Origin of the sequence: Rhizobium sp. WYCCWR 11128 (assembly GCF_013416305.1) — a bacterium.
Classification (GTDB): Bacteria; Pseudomonadota; Alphaproteobacteria; order Rhizobiales; family Rhizobiaceae; genus Rhizobium; species Rhizobium indicum.
In genome coordinates, this window is sequence record NZ_JACCEZ010000021.1 from 1 (window position 1) to 20767 (window position 20767).

Below are 20767 nucleotides of genomic sequence, written 5' to 3' on the forward strand. Positions count from 1 at the left end.
CAGATCCCGCAAGCTCCGCCGCCCACGTTTCTCTTTCTTCTCTATATTCAATTGTCAAATAACAGACGAACCTAAGCCGTCGACAAAACCCGTTCCAAACTCGCGCCCAGAACACAAACCAGCAATCGCCAATCCGCTTGAGTTTCACTAGAACGAAAGACTTCGTCGCCAGCAGCGCCGCCGCCCTCGTTCAGTGAGTGGGCTTATAGAACTAACCCACCGAAACAGTCAACAGCGCTTTTCGAAAAAACTGATTTTTCTTTCAAAACATTGTTTTTACAGGGAAAATTTCAAGTGAGATCATTTCCCGGATTCCGTCCGGCCTTTACACGGCCAGGAAAGATGAACGTCTTTCGACTTTTCGTGAAAAGAACGCTGTTTTGTCCCCTGCGCCCCGACATCATCACAATCTGCTGGTCTTAAGAGACACATGATTCACACAGGCAAATGCAGGCAGACTGCCTTTTCCTGAGTGATTTGACTTCCGTGCCCAAAATATGCACATCTTTCGCCCCAGCCAGGATGGCCGATACATGCTCCCACAGACGCCTGATGTAAGGACGCGGACCCGACTGCCATGATGACGGAGAAAATGATGATCCGCTCGTTAGGCAACGAGCCTCCGCTTCTGGCCGACGGCAGACGCGCGCCCGACCGGCGCGAAGTTTCCTTGCGTTGGCTCTCGGGCACGTTCCTCACCGGCATTACATCTTCCGTCCTGATGGGGGTTGCTCTTTTTGCCGCCCTTGACGGCCGCCAGCAATTGGCGATCCCCGCCGAAGCCTATGCAAGTGTTGCGGCAGACGCGCATGAGGATACGACGGTGGTCCGCGGTGGCCGGCTGATCGCGCCCGCCATCGCCGCAAAGCCGTCCGACCGTGCCATCATGGAAGTCTCAACCGTCGTCCACGACGGCGAAAAGGAAGTCGTGCGCCGCCAGCCCTTCGCACATGTGAAGATGACGCTGGCCGCCAACCATGTGGCGACGGAAGATTATCCCGACTTCGATCCCCTGGCGATCTTTTCCGCCGACGAGCCGCAGCCCGCGCCGCAAAGCCGCACCGGCGCGCTTTACGGCTCCGACGTCGAATCCGAAGTCAGCCTGAAGACCATTCCCTTCCCGACCGGCAAGACCAGCATGCAGATGGCATCCGGCCTGTCGCTCGAGGAGGTCGAAGAGAATGTGCGCTCCAACGGCTCGGTGCTGACCGACGGCAACACTCAGCTGGCAGCCCTTTATTACGTCGATCCGCGTCGTTTCTCCAACGAGGACGCCGATGTCGATCTGACCGCCGGTCTGTCCGCCCGCGTGCTCGAACAGAACATGACGGTCTCCGCATCGGAATCGATCACGCCGCAGACCGAAGAATTCGCCGACGACATCCTGCCGGTGCGCGTCGACACGCCGATCGCCAAGGCGCTGACGGATTCAGGCTATCCGCAGCAATATGCCGATGGCATTGCCGGCTATATCGCGCAGCAGCTGGGTTCCGGTGATCTCGACAAGGGCGACGTACTGCGCATCGGCATCATTCAGAAGGGCGAACAGGCAAAGATCATCCGAGCCAGCGTCTATCGCGGCACGCGCCATCTCGTCACCGTGGCCGTCGACGACAAGGGCAGGTACGTGCCCGGCAGCGAGCCGCCGATGCTGGATGCCATCGCCACCGCCTTCGATGACAATTCCTTCGCACCGCCCCCCGGCCAGAACCTGCCGCGCGTCTATGACGGCATCTATCGTGCTGCCCTTTCCTACGGCATGACCAAGGATATGACGGCGCTGATCATCAAGCTGCTCGCCAGCAATGTCGATTTCCAGGCGCAGCTGAGGCCGACCGACAGTCTCGAAGCCTTCTTCTCCGTCGCCGACAGCGCCGGTCAGGCGACCGAGGATTCCGAACTGCTCTATGTCAACGCCCGTTTCGGCGATACGCAGACGCGCTTCTACCGTTTCCAGGACCCCGACGACGGCACGGTCGATTATTTCGACGAGAACGGCAAGAGCATCCGCCAGTTCCTGCTGCGCAACCCGGTTCCGAACGGCATCTTCAAATCCGGCTTCGGCATGCGCCGCCACCCAATCCTCGGTTTCGCCCGCATGCACACCGGCGTCGATTGGGCAGCACCGCGCGGCACGGCGATCATCGCCGCCGGCAACGGTACGGTCGAAAAAGCCGGCTGGGATTCCGGCGGTTACGGCAACCAGACGATCGTGCGCCATGCCAACGGCTATGAATCCTCCTACAATCACCAGAGCGCCATCGCCAAGGGTGTCGTCCCCGGTGCCAAGATCCGCCAGGGCCAGGTGATCGGCTGGGTCGGCACGACGGGCGAATCCACCGGCCCACACCTGCATTACGAGCTGATCGTCAACGGCACCAAGGTCGATCCGCTGCGCATCCGGCTACCAGGCGGCAAATCCCTGCAGGGCGAGGCGCTGGCGAAATTCGAAGACGAGCGCAAGCGCATCGATACGCTGCTGAACAACCAGACGCCGGACCAGGTGGCGAGCAAGTAATTTCCATTAAACCGACAAGCTGATGACCCGCCGGTCATTACCCCCTCCTAACAAAAAATGGCGGCCGAAGCCGCCATTTCTCATTCATCCGGCAAATCGGTTACGCCGCTTCGCTCACCGTCTGCCTCGTCCTGAACTGCAGCCGGTCCGAACCGCTCGTCACCGTCACCGTCGATCCATCCGGCACCTGGCCAGACAGGATCTGCTCGGCCAGCGGATCCTGCACGAACTTCTGGATCACCCGCTTCAGCGGCCTTGCGCCGTAGACCGGATCGTAACCCTTGTTCGCCAGCCAGTGGCGGGCTTCCTCGTCGAGATCGATGACGATCTTGCGCTCTGACAGCAGAGCCACCAGCCGCTTCAGCTGGATATCGACGATCGCGCCCATCTCCTCGCGCTTCAGGCGATGGAACAGAATGATCTCGTCGATGCGGTTCAGGAATTCCGGCCGGAAATGCCCGCGCACGACCTCCATCACCTGCTCGCGAACCGTGTCGCTGTCGTCGCCGTCCCTCAGTTGCGTCAGATATTCGGCGCCGAGGTTCGAGGTCATGATGATCATCGTGTTGCGGAAATCGACCGTCCGGCCCTGACCGTCGGTCAAGCGTCCATCGTCCAGCACCTGCAGCAGGATGTTGAAGACGTCGGGATGCGCCTTTTCGATCTCGTCGAACAGCACGACCTGATAGGGCCTGCGGCGCACGGCTTCCGTCAGCGCTCCGCCTTCGTCATAACCGACATAGCCGGGAGGCGCGCCGATCAGCCGGGCAACGGAGTGCTTCTCCATATATTCCGACATGTCCATGCGCACCATCGCCGTTTCGTCGTCGAAGAGGAAGCGGGCGAGTGCCTTAGTGAGCTCCGTCTTGCCGACGCCGGTCGGACCGAGGAAGATGAACGAGCCGATCGGCCGGTTCGGATCCTGCAGGCCGGCGCGCGCGCGGCGAACGGCGCGCGACACGGCCTGAACCGCATCGCCCTGGCCGATCACCGATTTCGCCAGTTCGTCTTCCATCCGGAGCAGCTTATCGCGTTCGCCCTCTAGCATCCTATCGACCGGAATGCCGGTCCAGCGGGAAACGACATGGGCGATGTTATCGGGGGTGACCACCTCCTGCACCATCGCGCCGCGGTCGCCATCCTGCTTCTCGGCATCGACGAGCTGCTTCTCAAGGTCGGGAATGACGCCGTAGGTCAGCTCGCCGGCACGCTGGAATTCGCCTTTGCGCTGGGCGATCGCCAGTTCGTTGCGGGCATCATCGAGCTGCTTCTTGAGATCGGCGGCAAGGCCGAGTTTCTGCTTTTCCGCCTGCCAACGGGCCGTCAGCGCATCGGCCTGTTCCTCGAGATCGGTCACTTCGGTTTCAAGCCGCTTCAGCCGGTCGGCGGACGCGACGTCCGTTTCCTTTTTCAGCGCTTCGCGCTCGATCTTCAGCTGCATGATGCGACGGTCGAGTTCGTCGAGTTCTTCCGGCTTGGAATCAACCTGCATGCGCAACCGCGCCGCCGCCTCGTCCATCAGGTCGATCGCCTTGTCGGGTAGGAAACGGTCGGTGATATAGCGGTTGGAAAGTGTCGCAGCCGCCACCAGCGCCGCATCGGCGATGCGCACCTTGTGATGCTGCTCGTATTTTTCCTTCAGGCCGCGCAGGATCGAGATCGTGTCTTCGACCGTCGGTTCGTCGACGACAACGGGCTGGAAGCGGCGGGCAAGGGCCGGATCCTTCTCGACATGTTTGCGATATTCGTCGAGCGTGGTCGCGCCGACGCAATGCAGCTCACCGCGGGCAAGGGCGGGCTTCAGGAGGTTCGAGGCATCCATCGCCCCATCCGCCTTGCCGGCGCCGACCAGCGTATGCATCTCGTCGATGAACAGGATGATCTCGCCGTTTTCCGCCTGGACCTCGTTGAGCACGGCCTTCAGCCGCTCCTCGAATTCGCCGCGGTATTTCGCACCGGCAATCAGCGCGCCCATGTCGAGCGCCATCAGCTTCTTATCCTTGAGCGATTCCGGCACGTCACCGTTGACGATGCGCAGCGCCAGGCCCTCGACGATCGCCGTCTTGCCGACGCCGGGTTCGCCGATCAGCACAGGATTGTTCTTGGTACGGCGCGAAAGCACCTGGATGGTGCGGCGGATTTCGTCATCGCGGCCGATCACCGGGTCGAGCCTACCCTCACGGGCTTCGGCAGTGAGATCGCGTGCGAACTTTTTCAGCGAGTCGAAACCCTGCTCGGCATTGGAGGAATCCGCCGTCCGACCCTTGCGGATGTCGTTGATCACCTGGTTCAGGCCCTGGGCCGTCACGCCTGCGTTCTTCAGCGTCGAAAAGGTCGAGGCCGAGGATTCGATCGCCAGCGCCTGCAGCAGGCGTTCCACCGTGACGAAGCTGTCGCCGGCCTTCTTCGCCGCTTCTTCGGCAGTCGAAAGCACCTTGGCGAGTGGTTGTGCCAGATAGATATTGCCGTTGCCGCCGGAGATCATCGGCAATTTGGCGAGAGCCGCGTCATTGGCCAGGCGGGCGGCCTTGGCATCGCCGCCGGCGCGCTCGATCAGCGACGCCGCCATGCCCTGATCGTCGTCGAGCAGGACTTTCAGCACATGTTCCGGTGTAAATTGCTGGTGACCCTGCGCCAGCGCATAGGTCTGGGCGGACTGGATGAAACCGCGCACCCGCTCCGAATATTTCTCGATATTCATATTCTACCTCCATGGATCGCCCTGCCCTGACGAGGCGCAGACCGATGATTGAGATCGACCCCCTGAAAAGGCAGGTCGCGCTTGGCCCGGCTGGGATTCGGGCGAAGCAGTTCGAAGAGAATATGGTAGCCTGTTCTGCGAGTTTAAAGAGCCCATAAAATGAAAATCCCCGGCACAAGGCCGGGGATTTTCAAGCTAATTCGAGTAGATGGCATGAACGTCACGCTCTCCCCTGAAGGGAAGCGAAATCCTCATTCCGATGTGACGTCAGCCAGCACTGGCGCCTCGGCAGAGGCGCCCTCGCCTTCAGCGGCGGCTTCTTCGCCCTCAGCACCACGACGCGGGCGTCGGGGACGGCTGCCGGTGCTGCGGCGGCGGGGCTGGCGTTCACGCGGCTGGCCGCCGGCACCTTCCTCGTCCATCGCGACTTCGGCCGGAATGCCTTCGATCTCCGGCTGCGGGCCGGTTCCATCGATGAGTTCGGACTGGGGTGCCGGTGCAGGCGCCTGAGCGGCTACCGGCTTCGGCTGTGCCTGCGGCTGGTGCTGTCTGCTCTGTTGCGGCTGGTGCGGCCTGCTCTGCGGCGGCTGGACGATAACGACATCGTCGCCGTCATTGTCATTCTCATTGTCATTGTTGTCCATATCGTCGCCGTCACGGTCCGCACCGTCGCGATCATTATACTCGCCGCGGTCGTCGCGCTGGAAGCGTTCCTGCATCTGCGCCTGGGCGCTGGCGATGATACGATTATAATGTTCGGCGTGCTGGAGATAGTTCTCGGCAATCACGCGGTCGCCGGAGCTTTGGGCGTCGCGGGCGAGCTGCGCGTATTTTTCGGCGATATGCTGCGCAGTACCGCGAATCTTCACATCGGGGCCGGAGCTGTCATAAGTCCGGGTTAGCGGATTGCCGCCCTTGCGGTTGAAATTGTTGTTATTGTTATTTCCACCGCCGCCACCGCCGCCGTTATTATTGTTACCACGCCCTCGACCGCGCTTGTTCTGCTGTCCTGGCCTCATAGATCGTTCACCTGAATTCTCTGTTTGTGATGGATACATGGCACCAACCGCCATGACCGGAAAACCGGATCAGGACCTTTGTGCCGCGAGCATACTGCGCCTTTGCGCCGACCTGCCGCTTGGTTCTCAAGTCAGTTTGACTGATTCACGCATTGGGTCGTGTTCAACCGTTGAAACTCTCGTTTAAAAGAGCGGACCCCCGAGGCAAACCAAGTACCGAACGAATCTCGTTCATTCCTATCTGCCCAACACGTGACCGCAACCTATATTGCTTCACCGGGAAATCCAAGCCTTTTCTTCGCAATAACAATAATGTCTCGTCCAATGCCGCATTATCGTCTTTCACGCGAGCGCGAACACGAGCACCCTGTCGTTCTGACCATAATCTTTCACGGATTTGAGGCACCTGAAGCCTTTCGCTTCAAAGATCGCCGTCACGTCGTTTCGCTGATCGTAGCCGATCTCCAGTCCGACGACCCCATCGGGCCTGATGAACCTTGCCGAATCCTTGGCTATGGCTTTGTAAGCGTCAAGCCCATCCGGGCCGCCATCCAGAGCCGCCGCCGGATCAAATTTCGTCACTTCGGGAGCGAGATCGTGAATGACATTGGAAGCAATATAGGGCGGATTTGAGACAATCGCGTGAAAGGATCCCTGGATGTCCTCGAACCAACTTGACTGTACGGCCTCAAAACGATCCTGCAACCCGTTTCTTTCTGCATTCGATCTTGCCGTCAAAAGTGCATCCGCCGATATGTCGCTGCCGACACCTGATGCATGAGGACATTCGCTCAAAAGCGCAAGGCATATCGCCCCGGTCCCGGTTCCCATGTCAAGGATATGGAGACGGTTTTGCGCCTTTGCAAGGTCTTTGAGATAGACGAGAACCGTATCGACCAGGATTTCCGTATCCGGCCGCGGTTCCAGCGTTTCAGCCGAGAGCCGAAGCGGCAGGCCGTAGAATTCACGCTCGCCGAGAATGCGATGCACCGGCTCATGACCAAGCCGCCGCTCCAGCGCCTTGAAAATCACTTCGGCCTGCTCGGCAGAAAGCCTCTCGGCCGATCGCGTCAACAGCTCGGTCGGCGACAGTGTCAGAAGACCCGCGACAAGCAGCCGCGCATCGGTCGCCGGGTCGACGATACCTGCTTCGGTGAAGCGGCGGCGCGCATCGGCAAGCATATCGGCGACCGTCGAGCTCATTGTTGCTCGCCGAGCTGCGCCAGCTGGCTCGCCTGGTAATCAGCCATCAGCGCGTCGACAACCTCCTCGATCTCGCCTTCCATCATCCGGTCGAGCTTATAGAGCGTCAGATTGATGCGATGGTCCGTCACCCGCCCCTGCGGGAAATTATAGGTACGGATACGTTCCGAGCGGTCGCCGGAGCCGACCTGACTCTTGCGATCGGCAGAGCGCTCGCTATCGGCCCTCTGCCGCTCGGCATCATAAAGCCTGGAGCGCAGCACCTGCATCGCCTTGGCGCGATTTTGGTGTTGCGATTTTTCCGAACTGGTGACGACGATGCCGCTCGGCAGGTGGGTGATGCGCACTGCCGAGTCCGTCGTATTGACGTGCTGGCCGCCAGCACCCGAAGAGCGCATCGTGTCGATGCGGATGTCTTCGGCCCGGATCTCGATGTCGATCTCCTCGGCCTCCGGCAGCACCGCAACCGTTGCGGCCGACGTATGGATACGCCCACCCGCCTCGGTTTCCGGCACGCGTTGCACGCGATGCACGCCGGATTCGAATTTCAGCTTGGCAAAGACCCCCCTGCCGGTGATCGTCGCGATGATTTCCTTGTAGCCGCCGGCTTCGCCCTCACTTGCCGAGAGCACCTCCACCTTCCAGCCCTTTTCCGCCGCAAAGCGCTCATACATGCGAAAGAGATCGCCGGCGAAAAGAGCCGCTTCCGAGCCGCCCGTGCCGGCTCGGATTTCGAGGATCGCACTCTTTTCGTCGGCTGCGTCCTTCGGCAGAAGCAGGATCTGCATCTCCTGCTCGAGCGACTCGATCTGCTCTTTCACATCGGGCAGCTCCAGCTCGGCGAGGTCGCGCATTTCGCGGTCGACCGACCTGTCCTCGAGCAGCGTTTCGAGATCGGCAAGCTCGGCGACCGCCTTTTCATAGACGCGGATCTTCGTCACGACCGGCTGCAGCTCGGAATATTCGGATGCGAGCTTCACATAGACATCGGCAGCCGGGCCAGCCGACATGCGCGCCTCGATCTCGCCGAAACGACGTTCCAGCTCGCGCATCTTTTCAACGGGAAGCTTCGCCACCCTTCACTCCGATTCTTCTTAATCTCTGTCTAAAGGGGAATATTGTGGCTCTCGGCGAAGCGGGCAAGCACTTCGCGCATCGGCATCAAGGCGTGGTGATCGTCCAGCACCTCATCCATCGCCTTCGTCAGCGCCCCGACGTCGAGCCCGAGCAGCATCGCCTTCACCGGTCCGATCGAGGCCGGCGACATCGAGATCGAGCGGAAGCCGATACCGAGCAGTGCCATCGCCGAGATCGGTTTGCTGGCGAGCTCGCCACAGAGCGTCACCGGCGTCTTGTTCCGCTCCGCCCCCCGCACGATATCGCGCAGGATGCGCAAGAACGGCTTGCCGAGCGGATCGAAGCGGTCCGAGACCCGCGCATTGCCGCGATCGACCGCCATCGAGAACTGGAAGAGATCGTTCGAACCGACCGAGACGAAATCGACCGCCTCCATCAGCTCGTCGAGCTGCCAAAGCAGTGCCGGCACCTCCAGCATCGCGCCGAATTGCAGCTTGCGCGGCAGCCCGTGGCCGAAGCGCGACAGATGCTGCACTTCCTTCTGCAAGAGCTCACGCACCATCTTCAGCTCGGAAACCTCGGTCACCATCGGCACCATCAGCTTCAGCTCGGTGTCGGCCGATGCCTTCAGCAGGGCGCGCAACTGGGTGCGCAACAATCCCGGCCGGTCGAGCGACAGCCGGATGGCGCGCCAGCCAAGTGCGGGATTTTCTTCCTCATGGCCGCGGAAATAGGGCACCACCTTGTCGCCGCCGATATCGAGCGTACGGAAGGTGACGGTGCGGCCCGCCGCCTGCTTTATCACATTGCGATAGAACTGCTCCTGCTCCTCCGCCTTCGGCATGGTGGAGGCGATCATGAACTGCAGCTCGGTGCGGAACAGGCCGATGCCCTCGGCGCCCGATTCCGAAAGCTGCGGCAGGTCGACCAGCAGGCCGGCATTCATCATCAGCGCGATCCGCTGCCCATCCTTGGTCACCGGCTCGACGGCACGCAGCGCCCGGAACTGCTCCTGCCGCCTGGCGCGGAAGCGAACCTTTTCCTCGTAGGAACGCCGGTGATCGGCCATCGGCCGCAGATGCACATGTCCCTCGTCGGCGTCGATGATCACCGCATCGCCGTTCTCGGCGAGCGCCACCACGCCCGCTGCCTGACCGATGACCGGAATGCCCATGGCGCGCGCGACGATCACCACATGGCTCGTTACCGCCCCTTCTTCCAGCACTAGCCCGCGGACATTGGAACGCGGATAATCGAGCAGTTCGGCTGCTCCCATGGCGCGCGCCAGGATGATCGCATCGCTGGGGAAACCTTCGCCGGTCGTCCGGCCGGTATAACCGGTCAACTGTCTGAGCAGCCGATTCGCCAGATCCTCGAAATCATGCATGCGTTCGCGCAGATAAGGGTCGGTCAACCGCATCATCCGCGCCTTGGTGTCGCTTTGCACCTTCTCGACTGCTGCTTCCGCCGTCAGGCCGTTGCGGATCGCCTCCTCGAGCTTGCGCACCCAGCCCTGGTCATGGGCGAACATGCGATAGGTTTCGAGCACCTCGCGATGTTCGCCTTCCATCGAGACGTCACGGCGCGACAGCATATCGTCGATCGAGATCCTGAGCGAGCCCATGGCTTCGGCCAGCCGCCGGATTTCCTTCTCGGCATCCTCGTTCAGCAGATTGGTGACGACGATGCGCGGCTCGTGCAGCACGACGTAACCGAGGCCGATGCCGTCATTATAAGTATCGCCGTCGACGGTGACCGAACGCGTCAGGTCGAGTTCGAGGCCCGGCTTGGTGATCTTCTTGAGCTCACCGGTGGCGATCATCTCTGCCAGCACCATCGCCGTCGTCTCGAGCGCTTCTAGCTCTTCCTCGCGATAGTTGCGGCTTGCCTTGTTCTGCACGACGAGAACGCCAAGCGAGCGCCCGGTCCTGAGGATCGGCACGCCGAGGAAGGAATGGTAGATTTCTTCACCCGTTTCCGGCAGGTAGCGGAAGGCAGGATGCGACTGCGCGTCGGAAAGGTTCAACGGCTGGGCCGAGGCCGCGATGGTGCCGACCAGGCCCTGCCCCATCTTCAATTGCGCCAGATGCACGGCCTCGCGGTTGAGGCCTTCGGTCGCGTAGAGTTCGAGGACGCCGTCGGCGCGCAGCACATAGACGGAGCAAACCTCCGCCACCATGTTGCCGGCGATCTGGCGGACGATCCGGTCAAGACGATCCTGCGGCTCCAGCGGCTCCGCCATCAACTCGCGCAGCCGCCTGAGCAGCACGCGCGGACCGCCGGAAAGGTCTCTCATGGCGTCTCAAGCTCCCGAAACAACGCACTTAGTCCCGGCGGGCCGGCCTCATCTCCTCAACCTGAAGGGGCAGGCCGCCCGCTGGGAATCAATTCTTATCCAGACCGTAGCAGGAATGCAAAGTCCTGACAGCGAGTTCTGCATAGGGACCGTCGATCAGGATGGAAATCTTGATCTCGGAGGTGGTGATCGCCTTGATGTTGATGCCTTTTTCGGCAAGTGCACGAAATGCGGTAGCGGCAACGCCCGCGTGGCTGCGCATGCCGATGCCGATGACCGATACTTTCACCAGCCCCGATTCGTTCTGCACGACGTCGTAGCCGATCTTCTCCTTATGGTCGCCGAGCACCTTGATCGCCTTCTCGACGTCGCCTGACGGCACGGTGAAGGTCATGTCGGTCTTCGACCCGTCCTCGGAAATATTCTGGACGATCATGTCGACATTAATATGGGATTCGGCGAGCGGCCCGAAGATCGCCGCGGAGACGCCCGGCCGATCGGCAAGACGGCGAAGCGAGATCTGAGCCTCATCCTTGGCATAGGCGATGCCGGTGACTACTTCCTGTTCCACGATTTCATCCTCGTCACAAATCAGCGTTCCGGGCGGGTTCAGCAGATCGCCCATGCCCGGAGCATCGGGATCTTCGAATGATGAGCGCACGAAGGTGCGCACCTTGTGTACCATGGCAAGCTCGACCGAGCGCACCTGCAGTACCTTGGCGCCGAGCGAGGCCATTTCCAGCATTTCCTCGAAGGCGATCTTCTTCAGCCTGCGCGCCTTCGGCACGATGCGCGGGTCGGTCGTGTAGACGCCGTCGACATCAGTATAGATATCGCAGCGATCCGCCTTGACAGCTGCCGCGATTGCGACGGCTGAAGTGTCCGATCCGCCGCGTCCGAGCGTCGCGATCCGGTTGTCGGGTCCCAGCCCCTGGAAGCCGGAGATGACGGCGACCTGCCCCTCGCCCATCCGCTTGACGATGTCTGAGCCGTCAATCTCCATGATCCGTGCCGCGCCATGCGCATTGTCGGTGCGGATCGGGATCTGCCATCCCTGCCAGGAACGCGCATTGATATCCATCGCCTGCAATGCGATTGCCAGCAGCCCCGAGGTCACCTGCTCGCCGGAGGCGACCACCGCATCATATTCCCGCGCATCGTAAAATGGAGAATTGGCGCCGATCACCTTCGGCGTGCCCTGGACCCAGCCGACCAGTTCATTGGTCTTGCCGGACATGGCCGAGACGACCACCGCCACCTCGTGCCCGGCATCGACTTCGCGTTTTACGTGGCGGGCAACATTCTTGATGCGGTCCAGGTCAGCGACGGACGTGCCGCCGAATTTCATTACGATGCGTGCCATATGCCTCTACCACGACTGGCGCCGGGAAAGCGGAAAACCGGACCCGGCATCACGAAAGCTCTGGGGCAGACCGCTTGGGCCAGAGAGCCGGATTCCCAACTTCTGGAACCGCTCTAAAAGCCCAGGCCCCAAAGGCCCCAAGTTGCGGCGTCTCTTAGCGAGTTTGGCGAGGGGAGGCAAGCGCACGCGACAAAAGCTATTGGTGAGCGGTTCCGCACTCGCCAATCCCCTGATCCGCGCCCCTTGACTTATGCCCCCGATCATCCGACTTCACATGTCACGAATGAAGGAGTGGACGATGACGGAAGGCGCCAAAAGCACGATCGACCAGGGCGAAGTGGACCGCTTCTCGGCGATGGCGGCGGAATGGTGGAGCCCGACCGGCAAGTTCAAACCACTGCACAAGTTCAATCCCGTCCGGCTCGCCTATATCCGCGACAAGGCCTGCGAGAATTTCAGCCGTGATCCAAAAAGCGCACGCCCGCTGGAGGGTCTGCGCGTGCTGGATATCGGCTGCGGCGGCGGTCTGTTGTCCGAACCTGTCTCCCGCATGGGCGCCTCGGTCGTCGGCGCCGATCCGTCCGAGAAGAATATTGGCATCGCCTCCACCCATGCCAAGGCCTCCGGCGTTTCGGTCAACTATCGCGCCGTCACCGCCGAAGAGCTCGCTGAGGCTGGCGAGACCTTCGATATCGTCTTGAATATGGAAGTGGTGGAGCACGTCGCCGATGTCGAATTCTTCATGACGACCTGCGCAAAAATGGTCCGCCCCGGCGGCCTGATCTTCGTTGCCACCATCAACCGAACGATGAAGGCGGCAGCGCTTGCCATCTTCGCCGCCGAGAACATTCTGCGCTGGCTGCCGCGCGGAACGCACCAGTATGAAAAGCTGGTACGCCCGGAAGAGCTGGAAAAGCCGCTGGTGGCAAGCGGCCTTGAGATCACCGACCGCACCGGCGTCTTCTTCAATCCGCTGTCGAACCAGTGGAACCTGTCCAAGGATATGGACGTAAATTATATGCTGCTGGCGAAGCGGCCGGCATAGCTCCCGCCATCAATAAGCCGGCTATTTTCAGCGCGACACGCAAGCTGAAATCATGGACAGCAAGCGGCGTGAACTTCATGTCAGTTCACGTCTTCCGGCAAGACGGGAATGGCTGCGATCTCGATGCCTTCTTCCAAGAGCGCCTGCGCCTCGTCGACCGTCGCCTGGCCGATGATGCCGCGGGCATCCGCCTCGCCGTAATGGATCTTGCGGGCTTCCTCGGGAAACTGCGTGCCGACGTCCTCGGAATTGGCCTTGACCGCAGCGACGGCTTCTTTGAGCTTTTGCAGGGCCTCCTGACGCATGGCATTCATCGCCAGCGTCTGCCTCTCGTCCTTCTTCCGCGCGGTCGACACCGAAGGCGCCATCAACAGCTTCGAAATGGCGGCGGAATGACAAACCGGGCAGGTCAGAAAACCGGTTTCGATCTGACGATCGAAATCGGCGCTTTCCGAAAACCAACCTTCGAATTCATGGGCATTGTCACAGGTGAGGGAATAGCGGATCAAGCGGCGACGCCTCCGGCGACTGCCCCCGCAATCTTCTCGACCGAGAATTCCCGGCCATTCCTCAGGTTCGGGATCTTGTCATGCGCGGCCTTGACCGCGGTGGGATCGATCTCGGCGACGATAACCGCCTCACCGGTGGCGCCGGCCGACGCCAGCACCATGCCCCAGGGATCGACGATCATCGAATGGCCGAAGGTCTCGCGCCCATCCTCATGCCGGCCGGCCTGCGCGGCGGCGATGACGAAGACACCGTTCTCGATCGCGCGTGCCCTGAGCAGGATCTCCCAATGCGCCTCGCCGGTCTGCTTGGTGAAGGCGGCAGGAACAGTCATCACCTCGGCGCCGGCAACCGCCTGGGCGCGAAAGAGTGCGGGAAACCGCACGTCATAGCAGATCGCAAAGCCCATTTCGGCAAAGGGCAGCGACAGGACGCGGGCCTCCGAGCCGGCTGTATAGGCGGCACTTTCACGCCAGCTCTCGCCATTGTCGAGGTCGACATCGAACATATGAATCTTGTCGTAACGATTGAGGATCCTGCCGTCGGGACCGAAGAGGAAGCCGCGATTGGCGATCTTGCCGTCGGCAAGGGCGATCGCCGTCGAACCGACATGCATGTGGATGCCGAGTTCCCTGGCGAGCTCTGAGCCGGTCTTGACGATAATGTCATGCGCCTCGTCGGCGAGCACGGCGCGTGCGGCCGCACGGTCGCGCTGCAGCATGCCGGTCATCTCGGGCGTCTGTACATAGGTCGCGCCCTGGCCAGCGGCCTCGCGCACCAGCCGCGCCATGGCGGCGGCATTCTTCACCGGATCGACCCCGGAACACATCTGGACGACGGCGGCCTTGAAGCTCATCGGTTCTTCCTCAGGCTGCCAGCATCGGGTCGAGCTTGCCGGCCCGATCGAGCGCAAAGAGATCGTCGCAACCGCCGACATGATCGGCGCCGATGAAGATCTGCGGAAAAGTGGCACGACCGTTCGACTTGCCGATCATCTCCTGGCGAAGATCCGGCGAAAAGGTCGCGTCGTGCTCGACATATTCGACACCCTTTTCTTCGAGAAGGGACTTGGCGCGGGTGCAATAGCCGCAGAACTGCCGTGTATAGATTGTGACGGGTACCATAATCTCTCCAGACCGATGCCGGGTATTTCTGTCATATAGGCTCGGAGAGAGCCCTTGCAAAGGTCAAAACCGTTATGTCGGCCGCACCCGCCTTGCGCAGCGTCCGGCTTGCCGCGGCAACCGTCGCCCCTGTTGTATAGACGTCGTCGATAAGGACGATGCGCTTGCCGAAAATGTCGTTTTCGCTACCCTTGGCGATCGCAAAAGCGCCCCTGACATTGTCTTCGCGCGCCTTGGCGCCAAGGCCGACCTGCTGGCTGGTGCGCTTGACGCGCATAAGCGTGGCGGCCAGCAGCGGCTTGCCCGAGAGCCTTGCCATATGGCGGGCCAGCTCGGCTGCCTGGTTGAACTTGCGCGCCAGCATGCGGCTACGGTGCAGCGGCACCGGGATCAGCGAATCGCAGCTTTCGACCGTCCCGTCGGAAGCGCGCAGCATCCAGGCTGCCATCATCGGCGCCAGATCGGTGCGATCGCGATATTTGAGCCCATGGACGAGATCGCGGACCGCGTGGTCGTGGGTCGCTGCAGACCGCAGCCGGTCGAAGGGCGGCGGGTTGGCGATCGCCTCGGCGCTGAGGATGCCGGCACCGAGATCGTGCGAGAAGGGAATGCCGAGCACCTCGCAATAGGGTCGTTCGATGAAGCGGATACCGGACCAACATTTCGCACAGAGCCCGCGATGGCCGCCGGTCGAAATGCCGCAGACGGAACAGGCCGGCGGATAAAAGAAATCGGCAAGCGCCGAAAACGGCCGCAAGAGATGCGTGCGCAAGAATTCTACCGGTCTTTTCAATTCGGTTGGCCCCATACCGCAGAGACTAGCGCGTTCTCCACGAAAGGAAAATCGTCTTGCCGCACGGGCGGCGCGGGACTAAGGACATCGCCATGGATACGATCTTCGACAGAGCCCTGATCGCCGCACATCGCCATCGCGCGCTTGCCAACAACGATCCAAAAGCCGCCTTCCTGCTCGACATCGCCGCTGAGGAAATGGGCGAAAGGCTTTCCGTGGTCGAGCGGACTTTCGGGACCGCCGTCGAACTGCATGGCGCGACCGGTGCTGCCGCCCGGGCGGCGCTGGCAACGGGCAAGATCGGTACGATGATCCGCGTTGAAAGCGAGAAGGCCTATGCCGGGCCGGACGAAATCTTGATCGAGGCGCCGCTCGAGGACGTGCCGCTCGAACCGCAATCGGCCAATCTCATCCTTGCGCCGCTCAGCCTGCATCTGACCAACGATACGCCGGGTGTCTTCATCCAGATCCGCCGCGCCCTGAAGCCGGACGGCCTTTTCCTGGCCGCGATCCCCGGCGCCGGCACGTTACAGGAACTGCGCGACGTGCTGCTGACCGCCGAGGTCGAGATGACAGGTGGCGCAAGCCCGCGTGTCATTCCCTTCGCCGATGTGCGCGATGTCGGTAGCCTCATGCAGCGCGCCGGCTTCACGTTGCCGGTGATCGATGCGGAGAATTATACGGTGCGCTATGATTCGCTCTTTCCGCTGATGCGGGATCTGAGAGCGATGGGCATGAGCAATCCGCTTGCAGCCCGCGCCCGGATGCCACTGACGCGCGCCTTCTTCCTGCGCGCAGCGGAGATCTACGGCGAACGTTATGCCGATCCCGACGGACGTATCCGCGCCACCTTCTCGATCATCTATGTCTCGGGATGGGCTGCCCACGAGAGCCAGCAAAAGCCGCTCAAGCCGGGTTCGGCCAAGGCGCGCCTTGCCGATGCACTGAAGGTGGACGAACACAAGCTCAAACAGTGAGGGCCGGCGGCTTCTTCAATTCACCGTCATATTGTTATTGATCACGTTGAAGACGCCTTGCAAGGCGCCGGTGAAGACCCCGAGACCGGAGACGAGCGCGCCACAAATGAGGGCGGCGATCAAGCCATACTCAATTGCCGTCGCAGCTCTGTTATCTGCAAGAAATGCTTTCAAAATACGCATTATTTCGCGACCCTTTGAGCGAAACCGACGGCGAACGATCAATTCCACGGCCATCGGGCGACGGCCGGTATTTTTCAGCAACCGGCGCCGACGCCGTAGCCCTGGACGACGCAGACCGAGCCGGGCGTATCCTGGAGGACGCTGCGGCGGATCGTATAACGCTTGCCGCTTTCACTCTTGGGGATCGATCCCGTCGTGATCGTATCGAAATCCGCCGGAGCACTGGCAAAGACGCTTTTCTTCGAGGAATCCGCAAGCATTGGCGTCAGGATAAGCGTCAGCGCGACTACCGCCGTGCCGAACAGGAGGGCGATATTCAGCGCACCCGTCCTGCGCGAAGCAGACGAGGCCCGTTCCTTTTCCCGGACAGCTTTCCAGAAATCATCGTCCATGAGGTCAAGCCTTTTAATACACGCACGCCAGATGCTTGATTGAGGCCGATCTTTGGCAGAAGGTGTTAAACGATCCATTAATATCCACAGCCGAAAATGGTGTGGCACAATAATAATCAGATAATGCTAAAGTAAATCCTGCAACATCGGGATGAGCGGCTCGTCGGCCGGAGGCATCGGATAATCGCGCAGCGCCTGCGGACGCACCCATTTCAGCGCCTGGCCTTCGCGGCCCTGGGGAATGCCCTCATAGCGCCGGCAGATATAAAGCGGCATCAAAAGGTGGAAGGTCTCGTAGGAGTGGCTGGCAAAGGTAAGCGGCGCGAGGCAGGCGATCTTGGTGTTGATGCCGAGCTCTTCCTCGAGCTCGCGCACCAGTGTTTCCTCCGGCGTCTCACCCGGCTCGACCTTGCCGCCGGGAAACTCCCAGAGCCCGGCGAGCGACTTTCCCTCGGGGCGCTGTGCCAACAGGATACGCCCATCGGCATCGATCAGCGCACAGGCGGCGACCAGCAATATCTTCCGGCCCGCCTCGCTCATCGCGGCTCCTGCTGCCAATAGCAATAATGATAGGCGTCGCGAAAACCGAGGCGCTCATAAAGTGCGATGGCCGGACGGTTGGACAGCTTCACCTGCAGCCAGGCCGAACGGGCGCTGCGCATGCGCGCCCAGCGCAGCGCCGAGGTCAGGATTTCGGTGCCGAGTCCTTCGCGCCGCCGCGCCTCGGAGACCGAAAGCGACATGATGCCGGCGAGGTCGTTGTCCTGGACACAGAGCACGGTCGCAAGCGGGCCGTCCACCGCGTTCTCGATCATGAACAGGCCGGATGGCGGCTTGATCGCCGAAATGATTTCGGCAAGCGCCGGCTTCAGCCTCAGTGGCGACTGGTCGACGGCAAGGTTGGCGTCGACGAAACGGCCGATATCATGGGTCGGCAGGTGATCGAGCGTATCCGGCAGCTCCGCCTCGGCGAGGTCGCAGGCCATCACCACCGTATCGTCGAAGCGCGTCCAGTTCTGCGCGCGCAGAAGTTCGATCAGCACCGGCGAAGCAAGCGGCGTCTGGCGGACCACGGCGGCGCGGCCATAGGCCTCGAACTTCCGGCTCGCCTTTTCCAGGCGGATTTCGACGTCGCGATGATCCGAGGGATCGAGCGGCACGATCGAGTTCAGCCGGTTGGACGGGTGACCGGCCGTCAGCCGCACCTGCCAGCTGCCGTCATATTGCACGGATGCCGCCGGCCAGGCGCGGAAGCCGACGGCCTCCAGCCTGCGCACCAGCGGCAGATTGTGTGAGGAAATGGATGCCTGCTCCAATGAACGATCAGCTCCGATAGTCGCCATTGATCGCAACATATTCCTTGGTGAGGTCGCAGGTCCAGACCGTTGCCGTGCCGGCACCGAGCCCGATATCGACTTTGACGGGGATATCCTGGGCCTTCATGACGTCTGAGGCGGCCGCCTCGGAATAATCGGGATCACGCTCGCCATTGACGGCGACCCTGATATCGCCAAACCAGATGGCAAGCCTGTCGCGGTCGGCCATCTCGCCGGATTTGCCGACGGCCATGACGATACGGCCCCAATTGGCGTCTTCGCCGGCGGCCGCGGTCTTGACCAGCGGCGAATTGGCGATCGACAGCGCGATGCGCTTGGCGGCGGCATCGCTCTCGGCCCCCGTCACGGTGATTTCGAGCATCTTGGTCGCACCTTCGCCGTCCCGCACCACCTGCAGCGACAGATCCTTCAGCACTTCGTTGAGTGCGGCCCGGAAGGCGGCAAGCCGCGGGTCGTCGGCGCGCTCGATGCGGGCCTGGCCGTCCTCGGCTGCGGCACCCGTTGCAAACAGCATCAGTGTGTCGGAAGTGGAGGTGTCGCTGTCGACGGTCATGGAATTGAAGGTCGGGCCGACGCCGTCGGACAGAAGCGCCTGCAGCGCGGCAGGCGCAATGTCGGCATCGGTGACGACGAAGGAGAGCATCGTCGCCATATCAGGCGCGATCATGCCGGCGCCCTTGGCGATGCCGTTGATCGTCACGGCCACGCCGCCGATCTCGGCGCTGCGGGTCGAAACCTTCGGATAGGTGTCCGTCGTCATGATCGCCTTGGCGGCCTCGAACCAGAAATCGCCGGTCGCTTCGACCTGCATCCGATCCAGAACGCCTGCGAATTTGGTGGCATCGAGCGGCTCGCCGATGACGCCAGTCGAGGCCAGATAGACCTCGTTTTCGGCGCAGCCGACGGCAGCGGCAGCCGACTTCGCCGTCAGTGCGGTCGCCTGGCGGCCCTTCAGGCCGGTGAAAGCATTGGCATTGCCTGAGTTGACGACGACGGCGCGGGCGCTGCCATGGGGGAGATTGGCCCGGCAGAAATCGACCGGCGCCGACGGGCACTTCGAGCGGGTAAAAACGCCCGCAACAGTCGCCGGTCTGTCGAAGACCATCATTAGCACGTCGGTACGGTTCTTGTACTTGATGCCGGCGGAAGCCGTCGCCATGCGCACGCCGCGTAGCGGTGGCATCGAGACGAAGGATTTCGGAGCAAGCGGAGAGACGGAACCGGACATGATGAGACCTGCCAATGAGCATTTCCAGGCGAAATGGAAACCGGTTCGCCGTCCGGAAATGCGACAACCACGATAGTGAGGGGCCCGGAAGAACCGGGCCCTAATGCGATTATTACTGCTGCGGTGCCGGCGCAACGGGCTCGCTGCCCGGCTCGGGCTGCTTGTTGGCCTGGTCGTAACCCTTGCGCAGCGTCTCGTCCGTGATCTCGATCTTGGCCGAGGCCTTCGCCTTGTTCAGAAGCTCAAGATACTTGTCGCGCATGACGAGCTGACGAACCTGATCCTGCACCTGCTCGAAGGGCGGCGGCGGAGCGTCGCGCTTATCCTCGACCTTGATGACGTGGAAGCCGAAATCGGTCTTCACCGGCGTCTTGGAATAGGTGCCCTTCTCGAGCGCAAAGGCTGCGTCTTCGAATTCCTTGACCATGCGGCCGCGCGAGAAATAACCGAGATCGCCGCCTTCCGACTTGTTCGGATCGGTGGACTTTTCCTTGGCGAGTTCGGCGAAATCCTTGCCGGCGTCGAGCTGCTTGATGATGTCCTTGGCTTCGTCCTCGGTCTTGACGAGGATATGACGGGCGTGGACTTCCTCCTGCTTCGGCAGGGCGGCGACTTCCTTGTCGTAACGGGCCTTGACTTCTTCAGGCGTCACGATGTCGACGACATGCTTCTTGAAATAGGCATTGTGCAGCTCGCGGTCGGAGAGATACTGCATGCGCTTCTTGAATTCGTCGGTCTGATCAAGCTTCTCGGCCGCAGCGTCGGCGGCAAGCAGCTTCACGTCGATGGCGGCGGAAAGGGCTGCGACCTTCTTCTGGTCATCGGGAAGCTGCGCCAACTGGGGGTCGAGATTGGCGACGGCAAGGTCGAGTTCCGACTGGTGGATCTCCAGGGTGCCGACCTTGGCGATGACGGCGTCATCGGCATAGGCCGGGGCCTGGAGCGCAACAAAGGTTGCAAACGCCAGAACGGCAAGTTTGTTGGTGCTCAACATGAAATACCCT

Annotated in this window: 19 protein-coding genes; 3 read left to right on the top strand and 16 right to left on the bottom strand. The window is 61.5% G+C overall.

Annotated features, from left to right (window positions below):
- Window positions 1-577: 577 nt before the first annotated feature.
- Entirely contained in the window at window positions 578-2518 is a 1941-nt protein-coding gene (locus HX898_RS32620; RefSeq protein WP_033182109.1) for a M23 family metallopeptidase, read from the top strand.
- A 100-nt stretch (window positions 2519-2618) separates the two neighbouring features.
- Here HX898_RS32620 and clpB read toward each other — a convergent pair whose 3' ends face one another.
- The 6 genes from clpB to HX898_RS32650 form a co-directional block, all read right to left on the bottom strand.
- On the bottom strand, window positions 2619-5219 hold the full coding sequence (gene clpB / locus HX898_RS32625; RefSeq protein WP_180196784.1) for an ATP-dependent chaperone ClpB: 2601 nt from the start codon (window positions 5217-5219) through the stop codon (window positions 2619-2621).
- A 251-nt stretch (window positions 5220-5470) separates the two neighbouring features.
- Window positions 5471-6238: a DUF4167 domain-containing protein gene (locus HX898_RS32630; RefSeq protein WP_171600130.1), complete on the bottom strand. Its 768-nt coding sequence runs from the start codon at window positions 6236-6238 to the stop codon at window positions 5471-5473.
- A gap of 342 nt (window positions 6239-6580) precedes the next feature.
- A complete protein-coding gene (gene prmC / locus HX898_RS32635; RefSeq protein ID WP_180196785.1) occupies window positions 6581-7441 on the bottom strand; it encodes a peptide chain release factor N(5)-glutamine methyltransferase in 861 nt (286 codons plus the stop codon).
- Window positions 7438-8517 carry a peptide chain release factor 1 gene (prfA, locus tag HX898_RS32640; protein ID WP_138331664.1) on the bottom strand — a complete coding sequence of 360 codons (1080 nt, stop codon included), beginning with the start codon at window positions 8515-8517 and terminating at the stop codon, window positions 7438-7440. Before prfA ends, prmC begins: the two co-directional genes overlap by 4 nt.
- Window positions 8518-8546: 29 nt before the next feature.
- Window positions 8547-10814: a phosphoenolpyruvate--protein phosphotransferase gene (ptsP, locus tag HX898_RS32645; protein WP_138331665.1), complete on the bottom strand. Its 2268-nt coding sequence runs from the start codon at window positions 10812-10814 to the stop codon at window positions 8547-8549.
- 88 nt (window positions 10815-10902) lie between these two features.
- On the bottom strand, window positions 10903-12177 hold the full coding sequence (locus HX898_RS32650; RefSeq protein WP_011653679.1) for an aspartate kinase: 1275 nt from the start codon (window positions 12175-12177) through the stop codon (window positions 10903-10905).
- A gap of 298 nt (window positions 12178-12475) precedes the next feature.
- Between HX898_RS32650 and ubiG the strand changes: the two genes are divergently transcribed.
- The gene (ubiG, locus tag HX898_RS32655) at window positions 12476-13222 is read left to right on the top strand and encodes a bifunctional 2-polyprenyl-6-hydroxyphenol methylase/3-demethylubiquinol 3-O-methyltransferase UbiG (RefSeq protein ID WP_180196786.1); all 747 of its coding nucleotides are present in this window, start codon (window positions 12476-12478) and stop codon (window positions 13220-13222) included.
- Window positions 13223-13302: 80 nt separating this feature from the next.
- On the opposite strand, the gene HX898_RS32660 is transcribed toward ubiG, so the two are convergent.
- From HX898_RS32660 to HX898_RS32675, 4 genes are read right to left on the bottom strand one after another with little or no spacing between them, the layout of a single operon-like run.
- Entirely contained in the window at window positions 13303-13731 is a 429-nt protein-coding gene (locus HX898_RS32660; protein ID WP_138331667.1) for a DUF1178 family protein, read from the bottom strand.
- Window positions 13728-14585, bottom strand: a complete 858-nt coding sequence (locus HX898_RS32665) for a carbon-nitrogen hydrolase family protein (protein WP_138331668.1) — start codon at window positions 14583-14585, stop codon at window positions 13728-13730. The genes HX898_RS32660 and HX898_RS32665 overlap by 4 nt, the downstream gene beginning before the upstream one ends.
- A gap of 10 nt (window positions 14586-14595) precedes the next feature.
- Window positions 14596-14853, bottom strand: coding sequence for a glutaredoxin 3 (gene grxC, locus HX898_RS32670; RefSeq protein ID WP_062941150.1), 258 nt, complete (start codon window positions 14851-14853; stop codon window positions 14596-14598).
- Between the two features lie 31 nt (window positions 14854-14884).
- Window positions 14885-15661 carry a ComF family protein gene (locus tag HX898_RS32675; RefSeq protein WP_180196787.1) on the bottom strand — a complete coding sequence of 259 codons (777 nt, stop codon included), beginning with the start codon at window positions 15659-15661 and terminating at the stop codon, window positions 14885-14887.
- Window positions 15662-15738: 77 nt separating this feature from the next.
- On the opposite strand from HX898_RS32675, the gene HX898_RS32680 reads away from it, so the two are divergent.
- Window positions 15739-16623 carry a methyltransferase domain-containing protein gene (locus HX898_RS32680; protein WP_180196788.1) on the top strand — a complete coding sequence of 295 codons (885 nt, stop codon included), beginning with the start codon at window positions 15739-15741 and terminating at the stop codon, window positions 16621-16623.
- Between the two features lie 15 nt (window positions 16624-16638).
- Here HX898_RS32680 and HX898_RS32685 read toward each other — a convergent pair whose 3' ends face one another.
- The 6 genes from HX898_RS32685 to HX898_RS32710 all read right to left on the bottom strand — a co-directional run bounded on the left by HX898_RS32685 (window position 16639) and on the right by HX898_RS32710 (window position 20757).
- Entirely contained in the window at window positions 16639-16806 is a 168-nt protein-coding gene (locus HX898_RS32685) for a Flp family type IVb pilin (protein WP_138332020.1), read from the bottom strand.
- Between the two features lie 74 nt (window positions 16807-16880).
- Window positions 16881-17198: a hypothetical protein gene (locus tag HX898_RS32690; protein ID WP_003543245.1), complete on the bottom strand. Its 318-nt coding sequence runs from the start codon at window positions 17196-17198 to the stop codon at window positions 16881-16883.
- Window positions 17199-17324: 126 nt separating this feature from the next.
- Complete coding sequence (gene mutT, locus HX898_RS32695; RefSeq protein WP_012759141.1) at window positions 17325-17738, bottom strand: 8-oxo-dGTP diphosphatase MutT; 414 nt, start codon at window positions 17736-17738, stop codon at window positions 17325-17327.
- Window positions 17735-18541 carry a GNAT family N-acetyltransferase gene (locus HX898_RS32700; protein ID WP_138389574.1) on the bottom strand — a complete coding sequence of 269 codons (807 nt, stop codon included), beginning with the start codon at window positions 18539-18541 and terminating at the stop codon, window positions 17735-17737. Before HX898_RS32700 ends, mutT begins: the two co-directional genes overlap by 4 nt.
- Window positions 18522-19763 carry a bifunctional glutamate N-acetyltransferase/amino-acid acetyltransferase ArgJ gene (gene argJ / locus HX898_RS32705; RefSeq protein WP_072640439.1) on the bottom strand — a complete coding sequence of 414 codons (1242 nt, stop codon included), beginning with the start codon at window positions 19761-19763 and terminating at the stop codon, window positions 18522-18524. The genes HX898_RS32700 and argJ overlap by 20 nt, the downstream gene beginning before the upstream one ends.
- A gap of 112 nt (window positions 19764-19875) precedes the next feature.
- Window positions 19876-20757 carry a peptidylprolyl isomerase gene (locus HX898_RS32710; RefSeq protein WP_072640438.1) on the bottom strand — a complete coding sequence of 294 codons (882 nt, stop codon included), beginning with the start codon at window positions 20755-20757 and terminating at the stop codon, window positions 19876-19878.
- Between the last annotated feature and the right edge of the window lie 10 nt (window positions 20758-20767).

Coding starts and splice junctions, on each gene's coding strand:
- HX898_RS32620 (WP_033182109.1), top strand. CDS start 578: ATGATGACGGAGAAAATGATGATCCGCTCGTTAGGCAACGAGCCTCCG.
- clpB (WP_180196784.1), bottom strand. CDS start 5,219: ATGAATATCGAGAAATATTCGGAGCGGGTGCGCGGTTTCATCCAGTCC.
- HX898_RS32665 (WP_138331668.1), bottom strand. CDS start 14,585: ATGAGCTTCAAGGCCGCCGTCGTCCAGATGTGTTCCGGGGTCGATCCG.
- HX898_RS32680 (WP_180196788.1), top strand. CDS start 15,739: ATGGATACGATCTTCGACAGAGCCCTGATCGCCGCACATCGCCATCGC.
- ubiG (WP_180196786.1), top strand. CDS start 12,476: ATGACGGAAGGCGCCAAAAGCACGATCGACCAGGGCGAAGTGGACCGC.
- HX898_RS32685 (WP_138332020.1), bottom strand. CDS start 16,806: ATGCGTATTTTGAAAGCATTTCTTGCAGATAACAGAGCTGCGACGGCA.
- HX898_RS32650 (WP_011653679.1), bottom strand. CDS start 12,177: ATGGCACGCATCGTAATGAAATTCGGCGGCACGTCCGTCGCTGACCTG.
- prmC (WP_180196785.1), bottom strand. CDS start 7,441: ATGAGCTCGACGGTCGCCGATATGCTTGCCGATGCGCGCCGCCGCTTC.
- HX898_RS32700 (WP_138389574.1), bottom strand. CDS start 18,541: ATGGCGACTATCGGAGCTGATCGTTCATTGGAGCAGGCATCCATTTCC.
- mutT (WP_012759141.1), bottom strand. CDS start 17,738: ATGAGCGAGGCGGGCCGGAAGATATTGCTGGTCGCCGCCTGTGCGCTG.
- HX898_RS32630 (WP_171600130.1), bottom strand. CDS start 6,238: ATGAGGCCAGGACAGCAGAACAAGCGCGGTCGAGGGCGTGGTAACAAT.
- grxC (WP_062941150.1), bottom strand. CDS start 14,853: ATGGTACCCGTCACAATCTATACACGGCAGTTCTGCGGCTATTGCACC.
- argJ (WP_072640439.1), bottom strand. CDS start 19,763: ATGTCCGGTTCCGTCTCTCCGCTTGCTCCGAAATCCTTCGTCTCGATG.
- ptsP (WP_138331665.1), bottom strand. CDS start 10,814: ATGAGAGACCTTTCCGGCGGTCCGCGCGTGCTGCTCAGGCGGCTGCGC.
- HX898_RS32710 (WP_072640438.1), bottom strand. CDS start 20,757: ATGTTGAGCACCAACAAACTTGCCGTTCTGGCGTTTGCAACCTTTGTT.
- HX898_RS32675 (WP_180196787.1), bottom strand. CDS start 15,661: ATGGGGCCAACCGAATTGAAAAGACCGGTAGAATTCTTGCGCACGCAT.
- HX898_RS32690 (WP_003543245.1), bottom strand. CDS start 17,198: ATGGACGATGATTTCTGGAAAGCTGTCCGGGAAAAGGAACGGGCCTCG.